General features: G+C 68.8%; 15 protein-coding genes. 8 read left to right on the forward strand and 7 right to left on the reverse strand.

What is annotated here, in order from left to right; genetic code table 11:
- Positions 1 to 27: 27 nt before the first annotated feature.
- The 3 genes from OD750_RS23605 (at position 28) to OD750_RS23615 (ending at position 2308) form a co-directional block, all read left to right on the forward strand.
- Positions 28 to 693 (forward strand): O-methyltransferase, encoded by a 666-nt coding sequence (locus OD750_RS23605; RefSeq protein WP_263540713.1) that lies wholly within the window; start codon positions 28 to 30, stop codon positions 691 to 693.
- Between the two features lie 60 nt (positions 694 to 753).
- Positions 754 to 1635 carry an SDR family oxidoreductase gene (locus OD750_RS23610; protein ID WP_263540714.1) on the forward strand — a complete coding sequence of 294 codons (882 nt, stop codon included), beginning with the start codon at positions 754 to 756 and terminating at the stop codon, positions 1633 to 1635.
- 97 nt (positions 1636 to 1732) lie between these two features.
- Positions 1733 to 2308 (forward strand): hypothetical protein, encoded by a 576-nt coding sequence (locus OD750_RS23615; protein ID WP_263540715.1) that lies wholly within the window; start codon positions 1733 to 1735, stop codon positions 2306 to 2308.
- 58 nt (positions 2309 to 2366) lie between these two features.
- On the opposite strand, the gene OD750_RS23620 is transcribed toward OD750_RS23615, so the two are convergent.
- Positions 2367 to 4352: a choice-of-anchor Q domain-containing protein gene (locus OD750_RS23620; RefSeq protein ID WP_263540716.1), complete on the reverse strand. Its 1986-nt coding sequence runs from the start codon at positions 4350 to 4352 to the stop codon at positions 2367 to 2369.
- A 142-nt stretch (positions 4353 to 4494) separates the two neighbouring features.
- Between OD750_RS23620 and OD750_RS23625 the strand changes: the two genes are divergently transcribed.
- Complete coding sequence (locus OD750_RS23625) at positions 4495 to 5133, forward strand: hypothetical protein (protein ID WP_263540717.1); 639 nt, start codon at positions 4495 to 4497, stop codon at positions 5131 to 5133.
- Positions 5134 to 5191: 58 nt separating this feature from the next.
- Here OD750_RS23625 and OD750_RS23630 read toward each other — a convergent pair whose 3' ends face one another.
- Positions 5192 to 5659 carry an SRPBCC family protein gene (locus OD750_RS23630; RefSeq protein ID WP_263540718.1) on the reverse strand — a complete coding sequence of 156 codons (468 nt, stop codon included), beginning with the start codon at positions 5657 to 5659 and terminating at the stop codon, positions 5192 to 5194.
- Between the two features lie 23 nt (positions 5660 to 5682).
- Positions 5683 to 6351 carry a sterol desaturase family protein gene (locus OD750_RS23635; protein ID WP_263540719.1) on the reverse strand — a complete coding sequence of 223 codons (669 nt, stop codon included), beginning with the start codon at positions 6349 to 6351 and terminating at the stop codon, positions 5683 to 5685.
- Between the two features lie 115 nt (positions 6352 to 6466).
- On the opposite strand from OD750_RS23635, the gene OD750_RS23640 reads away from it, so the two are divergent.
- Positions 6467 to 7483 (forward strand): AraC family transcriptional regulator, encoded by a 1017-nt coding sequence (locus OD750_RS23640; RefSeq protein WP_263540720.1) that lies wholly within the window; start codon positions 6467 to 6469, stop codon positions 7481 to 7483.
- A 95-nt stretch (positions 7484 to 7578) separates the two neighbouring features.
- Positions 7579 to 8169, forward strand: coding sequence for a helix-turn-helix domain-containing protein (locus tag OD750_RS23645; RefSeq protein WP_263540721.1), 591 nt, complete (start codon positions 7579 to 7581; stop codon positions 8167 to 8169).
- A gap of 60 nt (positions 8170 to 8229) precedes the next feature.
- On the opposite strand, the gene OD750_RS23650 is transcribed toward OD750_RS23645, so the two are convergent.
- The 4 genes from OD750_RS23650 to OD750_RS23665 form a co-directional block, all read right to left on the reverse strand.
- On the reverse strand, positions 8230 to 8553 hold the full coding sequence (locus tag OD750_RS23650; RefSeq protein ID WP_263540722.1) for a DUF5056 domain-containing protein: 324 nt from the start codon (positions 8551 to 8553) through the stop codon (positions 8230 to 8232).
- Positions 8550 to 9125 carry an RNA polymerase sigma factor gene (locus OD750_RS23655; protein WP_263540723.1) on the reverse strand — a complete coding sequence of 192 codons (576 nt, stop codon included), beginning with the start codon at positions 9123 to 9125 and terminating at the stop codon, positions 8550 to 8552. The genes OD750_RS23650 and OD750_RS23655 overlap by 4 nt, the downstream gene beginning before the upstream one ends.
- Positions 9118 to 9492, reverse strand: coding sequence for a DUF6249 domain-containing protein (locus tag OD750_RS23660; protein WP_263540724.1), 375 nt, complete (start codon positions 9490 to 9492; stop codon positions 9118 to 9120). Before OD750_RS23660 ends, OD750_RS23655 begins: the two co-directional genes overlap by 8 nt.
- 68 nt (positions 9493 to 9560) lie before the next feature.
- Positions 9561 to 10940 (reverse strand): serine hydrolase domain-containing protein, encoded by a 1380-nt coding sequence (locus OD750_RS23665; protein ID WP_263540725.1) that lies wholly within the window; start codon positions 10938 to 10940, stop codon positions 9561 to 9563.
- A gap of 484 nt (positions 10941 to 11424) precedes the next feature.
- Between OD750_RS23665 and OD750_RS23670 the strand changes: the two genes are divergently transcribed.
- Both OD750_RS23670 and OD750_RS23675 read left to right on the forward strand, forming a co-directional pair.
- On the forward strand, positions 11425 to 11940 hold the full coding sequence (locus OD750_RS23670) for an HIT family protein (RefSeq protein WP_263540726.1): 516 nt from the start codon (positions 11425 to 11427) through the stop codon (positions 11938 to 11940).
- A gap of 149 nt (positions 11941 to 12089) precedes the next feature.
- Positions 12090 to 12506 carry a DUF1801 domain-containing protein gene (locus tag OD750_RS23675; RefSeq protein ID WP_263540727.1) on the forward strand — a complete coding sequence of 139 codons (417 nt, stop codon included), beginning with the start codon at positions 12090 to 12092 and terminating at the stop codon, positions 12504 to 12506.
- Positions 12507 to 12568: the final 62 nt, after the last annotated feature.

Below are 12568 nucleotides of genomic sequence, written 5' to 3' on the forward strand. Positions count from 1 at the left end.
CGCAAAACCCGCGCACCGGAGACCCGCATGACCACCCTCACCGCCGCCCCGATCGCCCCCTTGCTCGACCGATTGTTCGACGAAGCCGCCGCCGCGTCGCCGATGTCGAATCCCGCCGTCGCCGCGCTGTCGCGCGACGAACGCGAGCGCCTGATGCGCAGCAAGACCGAGTATCTCGACTACTACGCGCGCATGAAGGATCTGCCGCTGCCCGTCTCGCGCGAAACCGGCCTCTTGCTCTACATGCTCGCGCGCAACAGCCGTGCGCGTTCGATCGTCGAGTTCGGCACGTCGTTCGGCGTTTCCACGCTGTACCTCGCCGCCGCGCTGCGCGACAACGGCGGCGGGCGCGTGATCACGACGGAATTCGAACCGTCCAAGATCGCCCGGGCGCACGAGAACCTGACCGCCGGCGGCGTCATGGACCTCGTGGACATCCGCGAAGGCGAAGCGCTGCAGACGCTGCGCAACGGCCTGCCCGATACGATCGACCTCTTGCTGCTCGACGGCGCCAAGGCGCTGTATCCGGAAATCCTCGGTCTCGTGGAAAGCCGTCTGCGCCCCGGCGCGCTCGTCGTCGCCGACAACGCCGACTATAGTCCCGACTACCTCGCGCACGTGCGCGATCCCGCGAACGGCTACCTGTCCGTGCCGTTCGCCGAAGACGTCGAGCTGTCGATGCGGCTCGCCTGACGCGCCCGCCGCCGCTGCCGAACGGCTCTCATCCCTGAATATTCAACAGAGGTTTCAACCATGCACGTATTCGTTACCGGCGCCACCGGCTGGGTCGGCTCGGCCGTCGTCGAAGATCTGCTGCGGGCGGGCCACGCCGTCACGGGCCTTGCGCGCAGCGACGACAAGGCCGCCGCGCTTGCGGCGACCGGCGCGCGCGTCGTCCGCGGCACGCTCGACGATCTCGACGTGTTGCGGAACGCCGCGTCGGCGGCCGATGCCGTGGTCCACACCGCGTTCAACCACGATTTCTCGAAGTTCGCCGCGAACGCCGCGCAGGATCGCCTCGCGATCGAAACGCTCGGCAACGCGCTCGAAGGCTCGCAACGTCCGCTGCTGGTCACGTCGGGCCTCGCGCGCATCGCACAGGGCCGCGCCGCGACCGAGCACGACGTGCCCGGCCCGGCATCGCCGCGGCAATCCGAAACCGCGGCGCAACTACTGGCCGAGCGCGGTGTACGCGTCGCGACGATCCGGCTCGCACCGTCGGTGCACGGCGTCGGCGACTACGGGTTCGTGCCGCTGCTGATTCGTCTGGCGCGCGAGAAGGGCGTGTCGGCTTACATCGGCGACGGTACGAACCGCTGGGCCGGCGTGCACCGGTCGGACGCCGCGCGCGTCTACCGGCTCGCGCTCGAGCACGGCGTGGCCGATCCGGTCTATCACGCGGTCGCGGACGAAGGCGTCGCGTTCAAGGCCATCGCCGAAACGATCGGCCGCCGGCTCGGCCTGCCGGTCGAATCGCGCGCGCCGGAACACTTCGGCTGGTTCGCGAACTTCGCCGGCGCGGACATGTGGGCGTCAAGTGCGAAGACGCGCGCACGCCTGCGCTGGGAGCCGGTCGGGCCGGATCTGCTGGCCGATCTGGATCAGGCGGGCTACTACGCCGGTTCGTCGATCTGAGCGACGATGTGTCGGATGTCGGAACGCTGACGACGATACGCGTGCCTGACGCCTTGAGCTAAGCTCGACGCATGCGTTTCAATGATCAGATTCCACAATGACACAACGCCGCCGCAACCTCGCCACGTTCGCACTGCTGATTCCGATACCGGGCATCGCATCGGCGAACGTCGGCGTTCCCCTGCTCGCGTTCGCGTGGCCGGTGCACTGGCTTGCGCTGCTCCCGATCGTGGCGCTCGAAGCGGCGCTCGTCGCGCGCGCGATCGGCCTGCCGTATCGCGAACTCGTCTGGCCGGTCGCGAAAGCCAATCTGTGGTCGTCACTCGTCGGCGTTCCGGTCGCGTGGCTGGCGATGCTCGCGTTGCAGTTTCTCGTCGTCTATGGCGTGTTCGTGCTCTCGCCCGAAACGCTCCAGACATCGAGAATCCCGCTTCCGCTGTTTCCTTTCACAGTCGCATGGCTCGTCGACGTCAGCACATGGAACGTCTACGCAGCGTTCGTCGTGCTTGCGATTCCGATGTGCATCGCCTCGATCGTCGTCGAGCGCTGGTGGCTCTCGATCTCGCTGCCGTTCAGCGATCGCGCCGCCATGCGTTCCGGCGTTCGCACGGCAAACATCGTGAGCTACGTTCTGATGACCGCCGCCGCGCTCGCGTATCCGCTGCTGGCGTAGGCCGTCGCTCGCGCGACCACCGCACGCGGCAACGCCGCGCGCGGCCGCCGCATCGCCCTCAGGGACAACCCGCGCCGCTTTCGAACCCGCTCGCAAACAGCACGTCGCTCTCCACTGCGTTGAACTCGTACGCGCCGAGATCCGCCGCCGCGCCGGCCACGCGCCCGTAGCCGCGCTGGTCGGTCGCGGGCGTACACGCGCCGGACGCCGCATCGATCGCGGGACTCGCCGCGCCGAGCGCCCTCGTCGGCGTCGGCCCGCCGTTGTCGGCGAGCGGGGCGAGCTGCGGATCGGCCGTCGACGTGAACGCCGGCAGCGCCGGTGCGAGTCCGGCCGCGAACGACGTCATCACGATGTTGCCGCCGGACGCCACGGTCGTCGCCGTAGACACGTTCGGCAGCGGGCCGATCGCGGCATCGGGCTTGTCGACGACGAGGTCGTACAGGCCGGTCGAGTTCGACACGATGCTGTTCTCGATCGCGAGCGCCGCGCTGGTGCTGCCGGTGCTCGCCGCGCCGTTGTACGCGAACGAGTAAATCGCGCCGCCGGCGCCGGTGCCGCTGCCGCCCCCGCCTCCACCGCCCGTGGCGACGTTGCCGGCGAGCGTCGAGTAGCGAACCGTCAGCGCGCCGTTGAGATTGAACACCGCGCCGCCGAAACCGGCGCCGCCCTTGCCTTCGTTCGACGGTGTGGTTCCGTTGCCCGAACGACCGCCGGCGGCCGTGTTGCCGGTCAGCGTGCTGTTGACGATGACGAGGTCGCCGCCGTGGTTGAAGATCGCGCCGCCCATGCCGCCACCGCCGCCGCCGACCGCGCCCTCTTGGCCGTGCCCCGCGCCGCCGCCGACGCCGCCGGCCGAATTGGCGCCGGCACCGCCGCCACCGCCGAAGCCACCCTTGCCGCCGCGAAACGCGTTGCCGCCGCCGCCGCCAAAACCGCCGCCGCCGGCCGCGACCGACGATCCGGAGCCCGCACCGCCGCCGCCAACGCCGCCGCCACCGCCGCCGCCGTACACCGCGCTTCTGCCGAACGCACCGCCGCCGGGCTGGAGGGACGCGCCGGCACGGGCGCTCATCCCGCCGGCGCCGCCGCCGAAGCCGCCACCGCCGCCGGCGTTGTAGTAGATCGAATCGTCGCCGCTGCCGCCGCCACCGCCGCCGCCGTTGCCGGCGAGGCCGGGCGCGCTGCTCGGCGTGTTGTAGCTGCCCGCGCCGGCCATGCCGTTGGCGATGCCGCCGCCCGCGCCGCCGTCGCCGGTGGCGAGAATGCCGTCTTCGCCGCGGTCGCTCGTGCCGAGCGGCACTGCGCCGCCCATGCCCGCATCGCCGCCCATGCCGCCGCCGCTGCTGCTGACGCCGGACGCCGTGCTGCCGCCCGTGGCGCGGTTGTCGGTCAGCGTGACGCCGTCGAGCGTCAGCGCGCCCTGGCTGTAGATCGCGCCGCCGAGACCGGCGCCGCCACCGCCGCCCGCGCCGTCGCCGCCGCGCTGGCGTCCGCCTGTCAGCGTGAGATGGCGCAACGTGAGCGCACCGCGACCCGGCGTGTTGTAGCCGGGCGTCGCACTGCTCGCCGCGTCGGCGCCGACGAAGAAAAAGCGCAGTCGCGGCGATGCACCGAGCGTCACCGACAACGTCGCGCCGTTGCCGTCGATCGTGATGGCGCTGGCGATCGGCGGCAGCGCGTTCGGGCCGTACCAGAAATTGTCGGGCGCATCGGTGTTGAACGCGATCGCGGCGCCGGCCGGCAGCGCGATCGTGTTCGCGCCGGCGATCGCGCCGGTGCAGGTGCCGACGCCAATCGCCGTCGCCGCGGACAGCGACAGCGGCTCCGCGGTGGTCGCCCCCGCGGGCGTGGCATTGGTCGGATTGTTCGCGCGGTTCGCCGCGTAGATCGCCTGCGCGAGCGTGCAGGTGCTCGCCGACGACGCGCCGGTGTCGGTCACGACGATCGCGGCGTGGGCGGTTGAGGCGACGAGGAAACCGCAAGCCGCAAGGCCGCGAAAGCGGCGTGCGCCGACGCTCGCCGAATATGTGGAAAATGTCATGATGCTCCTTGTAGGCTGCGGACCGGCCCGCGCCGCGTTCGGACGGCGGCGCTGCGGACGTTTCAGTGTTCCGTTCGAACGACGAAGCGCGGCGAGTTGCGCCATCGGCCGTCCACGACCGTCCCATCCCAAGGAATCCCGCATGCAAGCTATCGGCTTCGGCTACAAAACCTCGTGGATCGCGGTACGCGACACGCCGCCCCGTGCGCTCGCCGCGGCGCTGCGCCTGGCCGACGTCGTGGAAACCGGCTGGGACGAAGGACTCGACGCCGCCGACGAACTCGGCGACGAGGCCGCGGCCCCGCTGTTCGTCATGGGTCCGGTCGACGGCTGGACGCTCGCGGCGAGCTTTCGCCTGAGCGAGGCGATCGAAGGATCGGGGCCGCCGCTGCGCGGGTTCCTCGCCACGCTGTCGGCCGCGCTCGACGGCGCCGAAGTGCAGTACTTCGCGACGCATCGCATCGTCGAGCAGCATGCGTGGGGATGCGCGAAGAACGGCAAGACGCTGCGCGCCTACGGGTTCGTCGGCGAATCGGGACGAACGCTGGAAAATTACGGCGAACCCACGACCGCCGAACGCGAACTCGGCTTCGATTTCTACGACGAGCGCATGTCGGGCGACCCGTCATGGGAAGACGACGTCCCGGTGCCGAACGAGGACGACGTCATGCGCCTGGCCGAACGCTGGAGCGTCGACCCGACGGCGCTCGGCGAGCGCGGGCTCGACGTGGCGCCGGGGCTGCTCGGCACGTTCGTCTTTTACGGCTTCGTGGAGCGCTGACGCGGCGAGTAGATGCCGGCAATTGTCGATCGATGCGCAGACTCCGGTACTCGCCCGGCTACCGGCGCGGCGCGTCATTCCCCGCCGGCCGCTCGAAACGCCGCTGCAGCTTCGCCAGCGCGACGGCCGATTCGCGGCGGATGCGCAGCCGCCCGAACACCCCATCGACCACGCGCAGCCACCACGGCCGCACCGTGTAGTCGAGCGTGCGCGTGAACACCGTGCCCTCGCCGCTCGCGGCGAAGTCGTAGCGCAGGCGTACGCGGCTGCCGTCGTCCATCGTCGCGGCGGCTTCCCAGTAGTCCGGCCGCCGCGCGTCGACGACGCGCCAGTGCAGGCGGCGCCGGAATCCGGCCGTGCGGATGTTCTCGTCGAACGTCGCATCCTTCGGCTGCGACACGCGCGCGTCGGGCACCGTGCCGAGCGACGCGGCGTGCCACTCGTGCCAGCAGGCGGGCACGGTGAGGTAGTCGTAGGCGTCCTGCGGCGTCGCCGCGAGCGGCGTATGAGACGTGTGCGACGGCATGATTCGGCTCCGTGTGTGCGCGTTCAGGGCTTGCGCGGTTCTTCGGGTTCCCAGTGCAGCGTGCCGCGCAGCCAGTCGGTCAGCGGAAACACGAGATTGAAATTGCGCGCCTGCATCAGGTCGCGTCGATGATGCAATTGGTGCAAACGCCGCATTTGCCGCAACCACGGCAGTCGCGCGACCGGATGTTCGTTCGGCAGGTGCTCGCAGGCGTGGAAAATCTCGTACGTGAGATACCCGCCGAGCAGCGTCGCGCAGAACAGCGCAGCGACGTCGGCATCGAACCACGCGATCGCGTAGTACGCCGGCACGAGCCCCGCGCAGAACAGCACGATCAGCCACGCCGGAAAGAAGATCACGCGCCAGTCGCGCGCCTGTTCGTACGGCATCCGTGCGGCGTCGAAGAAGCTGTGGTGGTCGCCGGTGTGGCGCTTGTAGAACAGCCCGCCGATGCCGCGCTGCTTGTGGTGCCCGAACGCGCGATGCACCGTGTACTCGCCCCAGTTGAACACGACGATGCCGACGGGAATCGCGAGCCATTCCCACACGCGCACGTCGTCGAGGCTGCCGATCAGCACCGCGAGCGCCGCAACGCCGAACGCCAGCACGAAGCCGCCGTGCAGCCACGCGTTGTACCAGCGGCTGATGCCGGCGCGGTAGCGCGTGCGGAACGCTTCGGTGTCGTGAGTCATCGCGGATTTCCGTGTTGCGTGCGGCGTCGATGATGCGCCGCGCCGGCGCCGGTCGCATTGACCGTCGCGCATCGCGGCATTGACATTTCGCGCCAACGGGATTGTTCTTGCGGACATGCTGGAAGCACGCACCGTCTCGAATCCGTACGTCCGCACGCTGCTCGGCGTACTCGACGCGCAAGGCGTCGACGTGCCCGCGTTGCGCGCGTCGCTGCGGCTCGACGACGCGGCGCTCGACGATCCGAACGGCCGCATCGCGCCGGAACTCGTGCACCGCATCTGGGAACGCGGTCTCGCCGTAACCTGCGATCCGCTGCTCGGCCTCAAGGTGGCCGCGGCGGCGCGACCGTCGACGTTCCGCGCGCTCGGCCTCGCGGCCGCGACCAGCGCATCGTTGCAGGCCGCGCTCGCATTGATGCTGCGCTACTACCGCCTCGTCAGCGAATCGGGCGCGCTCACGGCGCAGCGCGACGCGAACGGCGACACCGCGATCGTCTACACCGAACAACTGCGGCGCGTGCGGCTGCTGCCGCAACAGGTGGAAGCGATCGTCGGCGGCATCCTCGTGATGGCGCGCGGCCTCGCCGAACGCACGTTCGCGCCGACGCACGTCGCGTTCGCGCATGCGCCGCAGGGCGATGCGAAAACCTATCGGCGATTCTTCGACTGCGACGTGCGGTTCGACGCGCCGGCGAACGTGCTGCGACTGCCGGCAGCCGAAATGGCGCGGCGACTGCCGCAGGCCGACGCCGAACTGCATCGCGTGCATCGCGAACTGCTCGACCGGCAGCTCGCCGGCTTGCCGCAGGCAGGATCGGTCGCGGCGTTCGCACGGCAATGGCTGACGGCGCGCGTCAGCGGCGCGATGCGCGTGGACGATCTCGCGAGCGCGATCGGCATGAGCGTGCGCGCGCTGCAGCGGCAGTTGCATCACGAAGGCGCGAGCTGGACGGCGCTGGTCGACGCGGCGCGGCAGGACGCGCTGAAGACGCTGCTGCGCGAAGGCGCGTCGCTCGAAGAAGCGGCGCAGCGGATGGGTTATCACGATGCGAGCAGTCTGAGCCGCGCGGCGAAACGGTGGCTGGGCGTGGCGCCGGGGGAATGGCGGGCGGCGTCGGGTCGCGATGGGTAGTCAGCAACGCGGCTGGCGGGTTTTGGCGGGTATTTGGCGTCACCGACAAAGCCCGATCGCCGCTACGGTGCTCGCGACGGCAACAGGAGACGAGCATGTCGTTCAGAGCGTGGAGAGCGCATAGGCAACTGTCGCAGGAACGCGTCGCGGACATCAGCGGGTTGAGCCTGAGAACGGTGCAGCGCCTCGATGCGGGGCACCGCGTGAGCTATGCGTCGCTGCGGGCGCTGGCGGCGGCGTTCGACGGCGACGTCGATGCGCTGGAGCGGGAGCTTTACGCCGTGAACAAGCCGACCGACGATTTCGTCGAGATGCCGAGATGGGTGCGGCTGCTCGATGACACGCGGCGGTTCGGCGGGGCGGGGTTGAGTCGGCGAGATGCGTATTGGGTCGAGGCGTTTTGCATTGCATGCGCTGCGATGGCGTTCGTGGTCTCCCTGCTGGCGGTATCCGCATCGGCAGCGCAGGCGGCGCGCGCGGGGGCCTTCGTCGCACTGGCATGCGGATATCTGGTGTCGGTGTTCGTGCGCATCGGCGACGCCTGCCGGCGTTGGCCGGACGCCGATGGCGCTTCGTCGGAGCTACCGCAACTCCCTCGGACCTGGTCAGGCCATTTCGCCGGATACGCCTATCTCGTCGGAGCGGGACTGGTTGGCGCGTTGATGTTCTATTGGCTCGTGCTCTGATTCGACATCGCGCTATCGGCGTCGGAAGGACCGCTTTCGACCCGAAGCGAACAGCCCGGCTCAATGATCGTCGGCTTCCGCCAGCGACCATCCGAGCGCAAGCAGCGACATCGCGCCCATCGCCCCCAGCGTGACGAGGGTCGACGTAGACCATTCACCGGCGAGCCACGCCTGCCACGCCGCGCTCCACAGCGGCGAGGCGAACAGGCTGAGCGCGCACAGGACGGCGCCGGCAACTACGCCCGCCACCAGCGGCCACGCGGAGCGGCGGCGGCGGGGCGGCAGTTGCCGCATCACGCGGTCGCTGAAGCCGGCGTCCGGTGCGGGGCCGTCGAACGACTGTCTGAGCAGTGCCTCGATGTCGTCATCGTCGATCGGGTTCATGGAACGCTCTCCTCGCCGGCGGCATGTTGCCACGCCGACAGCCATGTCTTGAGTTTCGCCTTGCCGCGCGTCGCATGGGTCTTTACGGTGCCGAGCGGCATTGCGAGCACATACGCCGCTTCGTCGTGGCTCAGCCCCAATTGCACACAATGCAACAATACCGTTTGTTCCGCCGCCGACAGGTGCCGCATGGCCCGCGCCAGGTCCATGCGCAGATCCATCGCATGGGCGGGCGCCGGCAGCAGTTCCATCCCCTCGTCCTGCGCATCGCGGGCCGCCCACGATTTCGTGCGGCACATCTGCAGAAAACAGGCGTAGGCGATGCGATGCAGCCATGTGGAAAAACGTGCCTCGCTGCGGAACTGGTCGAGCTTGCGCCATGCCAGCAGGAACGTCTCCTGCGCCAGGTCGTCGGCCGCCGCGTGGTCGCCGTGCAGGAGACGGCACAACTGCGCGCGCACCATGCCTTGATGTCGACGCACGAGTTGTTCGAACGCGCGGCGGTCGTCACCCAGCAGGGCGCGCGCGACCAGCGCCTGGTCGATGCGCGCCTCGGCGGCGCTGTCAGCCACGCCCGTCACCGCGGCGGTTCAACCACCAGCTGGCGAGATAGCCCAGGCCCGTCGTCAGCGGCAGCAGGCCGAGGCCCCACAGTTCGCGCACGCTGTGGCCGTTGTCGAACTCGCCCGGCAGGACGAGCAGCGTCAGCATCACGCCGATGCCGCCGCCGATGAGCACCAGCGCGCGGCGGCGTTCGGAATAGGCGATCTGCGGCTCGACCAGCAACTGCGGCGGCAGCTCCACGCCTTTGTCGGCCAGTTGCATCAGCGCCTGGTAGCGCGCCTGCGTTTGCCGGTAGCGGTAGCGCAAAACCGTCAGGACGATCAGCACCGGGGCCGCCATCACGACCAGCGGGATCAAAAAGAAAAGGGATTCCATCAGCGTGCTCCGGAAGAGGTTTGTGGCGCGTCCGATCCGGCGTCGCGGATCGGACGCATGCCGACTGTTTAGGGTTTCGCGCCTTGCACGGCAAGCAGGTCGGCGATGCGCTCGGCCAGCATCCACGTCTGCGAGGGGCCTTGATTGCTCGTCAGCGCGACGGCGGCGTTGGCGTTCCAGACCATCTGCAGGTTCGCCGTCGTGCCCTCGATACCGCCGCTGTGGCCGCGAATGGGACTGCCGTGCGAGAGGCGATCGCCGAATCCGGCGGCATAGCCGCCGGGGCCGGCAGGCACCTGGTCTTCGAACATCTTGTCGAGCGTTGCCGGTTTGACCAGCCTGCCGTCGCGCAGCGCGGCGGCGAAACGCAGCAGGTCGGCGTTGTTGGAATAGCCGCCGCCCGCCGGGCTGCCCTTGACGCCCAGTTTCAACCAGTCGGCCTTCCATTCGCTGGAAAAAATCCCGTCGTGGAAATATCCCACGGCCAGCTTGGGGGTGACGTCGTCCAGACGGTCGAAGCCGCTGGCCTGCATGCCGGCCGGCGCGAATACGCGGCGCCGGATGTAGTCGAAGTAGTTCTCGTGCGAGACGTTTTCGATGATGCGGCCGAGCAGCACGTAGCCGGCATTGCTGTAGCTCCATTCCTTGCCGGGCTCGCCCGCCTTCGGCTGCCGGGCGATGAGATCCAGGTAGTCGACCGGATCGACGAAATCGTCGCGGCGCTGGAAATATTCCGGAACCATGAAGTCGCCCAGGCCCGCCGTGTGATGCAGCAGCTGCCACACCGTGATCGCCTTCGCGGCCCCGCGGTCCGGGTATTCGGGCACGAGCTGCGCCAGCGTCGCGTCCCACGACAGCTTGCCGGCTTCGACGAGCTGGGCGATCGCCACCGCCGTGAACATCTTCCCGATCGATGCAATGTGGAATTTAGTCTGCCCGTCGATCGGCACGGCAAAACGGCGGTCGGCCATGCCGCGGCATTCGTCGAACACGGTTTCGGCGCGAACGGCGACCGTGACGCAACCGGAGAAATCGGACGTGCGCACGAGGCGGTCGAGCGTGCCGCGGATGAGCCGCGCCATTTCGGTATGCGATACCGCGGCTTTCGGCCAGTCGGCGTACAGCGCGGGATCGTCCATCGGCGCGATACCCGCCTGCGCCAGCTGCGTCGGACGCTCGGGATCGGCCGTCAGAAACAGCACGCCCAACTGCCCGGAGCGGCGCGCCTTGACCACCATTTGAAGCACCCCGGGCCGGCGCGGATCGGTGCGCACGTCGAACAGATCGACGCCGCCGCTGTCTTTCGCCGCGGAACCGAGGTTCGCGACGAAATCGGCGTTTTCCTCCGACGGGATCGCAGACGACAGAATCCCGGTCGCCCACTGCCGAATGTCGGCGGGACTGTCGGCGTTGATGTGACGAATCACCTGCGCGCCCAGCTGGCCCACGGGCGTATCCGGGAAGGCAACGGCTTTGGCCGCTGCGATGCCCGGTACAGGGCATAGCCATGCGCCCGTGGCCAAGAGGGCGCAAATCAGCGGGGTTCTGCGTATGCGCGTGCGAAACGGAATCGAAGCATTCATCGGTGCGTCCTTGTGGCAACCCGGTGCATCCGCCCGGAGGCAGATGGACGGCGGAACCGGAAGGGCTGCGGGCTCGCAGCGCTTGCGGCGTTCGGACATTGGATGCGTCGATCAGCGGGATCGGATTCAGCGGAGGTCGGGCCGGCGGATCGCGGGGAATGCGGAGCGATGGTGCGATGTCGGAATGGCGCCAGTGGCCGCGACGAAGACCTGGCCCGCGGACGGGAGTGCCACGCGACACGGGTTGCGGCAAACGCCGGGGACGTCGTACGTTTGAACCTGTCAACGCGGCCGGCGCGGACCTGCAAGCGTCTTCCCGCCGCCCCGCCGGCTGAATCGGAGAAGGCCATTGATCGAGCTTCCCGTCAGAGACCCGTGCGACCTGTGCGAAGGAATGGCCGGTCGCGAAGAACGCTGGGCGATCATCGATGAAAGCGAACATACGCTCACCGTGATCAATCCGTGGCAATTCGAAGTCGGCCAATGCTGCGTCATCACGCGCCGGCATGTCGCGACGCTGCTCGATCTTTCTCGCGAGGAATGCGCGACGGTGCTGGCCTCGGCCAAGCGAGTCGCGGAAGCGCTCGTCAAGACTTACGAGCCCCTCGGAATACTGACCTTTCAGAACAACGGGGTCTACAGCGGACAGGAAACCCCGCACTTCCATTTCCATGTCGTGCCCCGGCAGAAGGGGAGCGATTGGGGCATAGGCCCGCCGCAACTCGCGACGTTCGACGGCGCCGGACGCCAAAGAGGTACGCCGCACGATCCCGGCGGAGATGTGCAGCGTCGCGAGCGGGTTCAGGTCTCTGCCAGGCAGCTGGCTGAAACCGCGAATCGCATTCGGTCGAATCTGCCGAAGTAACCGGCTCTGTATCGCTCCACGATCAAGGCCGCGATTCGTCCCGTGCCGGTGCGCCGGCCTGTAGCGGATGCGGTATAACTCCGTCGCGTCCGATGTCGGCGCTTTCCGCTGCCGAATACACCCCGCCTTGCCCTCGCCCGGAGTCTCCAATGGCCGAGACCAAAACCAAACCCACGGCCGTGAGCGTCGACGACTATCTCGCGTCCCGCGCCAGTGCCGAACAACTGGCGGACTGCAAGGCCCTCATGGCCATCTGCAAGCGCGTGACGAAGCAGTCGCCGAAGATGTGGGGGCCGAGCATCGTCGGCTACGGCTCGTACTCTTACCGCTACGACAGCGGCCACTCGGGCGAGATGTGCATCATCGGCTTCGCCGTGCGCGGCAGGGAACTCGTCGTCTACATCGTGTCGGATACCCCCGAACAGGCCGCCCTCCTCGCCAGGCTCGGGAAGCACAAGATGGGCAAGGCGTGCCTGTACTTCAAACGCCTCGCGGACATCGACGTCAAGGTGTTGGAAGCGCTGATCGCCGGGTCGGTCGCCGAGGTCAAACGCCGGTATCCGTAGCGCGGCACGCGTGATTCTCGTTCGACGTCCGGCGAGTTCGACGCCGGGCGTTCCTGATCCGC

Origin of the sequence: Tahibacter soli, from assembly GCF_025717065.2 — a bacterium.
In the GTDB taxonomy this organism is placed as follows: Bacteria; Pseudomonadota; Gammaproteobacteria; order Xanthomonadales; family Rhodanobacteraceae; genus Tahibacter; species Tahibacter soli.

Excerpts from the sequence above, each read along its gene's own strand:
- OD750_RS23605 (WP_263540713.1), top strand. The coding sequence starts at position 28 with ATGACCACCCTCACCGCCGCCCCGATCGCCCCCTTGCTCGACCGATTG.
- OD750_RS23610 (WP_263540714.1), top strand. The coding sequence starts at position 754 with ATGCACGTATTCGTTACCGGCGCCACCGGCTGGGTCGGCTCGGCCGTC.
- OD750_RS23615 (WP_263540715.1), top strand. The coding sequence starts at position 1,733 with ATGACACAACGCCGCCGCAACCTCGCCACGTTCGCACTGCTGATTCCG.
- OD750_RS23620 (WP_263540716.1), bottom strand. The coding sequence starts at position 4,352 with ATGACATTTTCCACATATTCGGCGAGCGTCGGCGCACGCCGCTTTCGC.
- OD750_RS23625 (WP_263540717.1), top strand. The coding sequence starts at position 4,495 with ATGCAAGCTATCGGCTTCGGCTACAAAACCTCGTGGATCGCGGTACGC.
- OD750_RS23630 (WP_263540718.1), bottom strand. The coding sequence starts at position 5,659 with ATGCCGTCGCACACGTCTCATACGCCGCTCGCGGCGACGCCGCAGGAC.
- OD750_RS23635 (WP_263540719.1), bottom strand. The coding sequence starts at position 6,351 with ATGACTCACGACACCGAAGCGTTCCGCACGCGCTACCGCGCCGGCATC.
- OD750_RS23640 (WP_263540720.1), top strand. The coding sequence starts at position 6,467 with ATGCTGGAAGCACGCACCGTCTCGAATCCGTACGTCCGCACGCTGCTC.
- OD750_RS23645 (WP_263540721.1), top strand. The coding sequence starts at position 7,579 with ATGTCGTTCAGAGCGTGGAGAGCGCATAGGCAACTGTCGCAGGAACGC.
- OD750_RS23650 (WP_263540722.1), bottom strand. The coding sequence starts at position 8,553 with ATGAACCCGATCGACGATGACGACATCGAGGCACTGCTCAGACAGTCG.
- OD750_RS23660 (WP_263540724.1), bottom strand. The coding sequence starts at position 9,492 with ATGGAATCCCTTTTCTTTTTGATCCCGCTGGTCGTGATGGCGGCCCCG.
- OD750_RS23675 (WP_263540727.1), top strand. The coding sequence starts at position 12,090 with ATGGCCGAGACCAAAACCAAACCCACGGCCGTGAGCGTCGACGACTAT.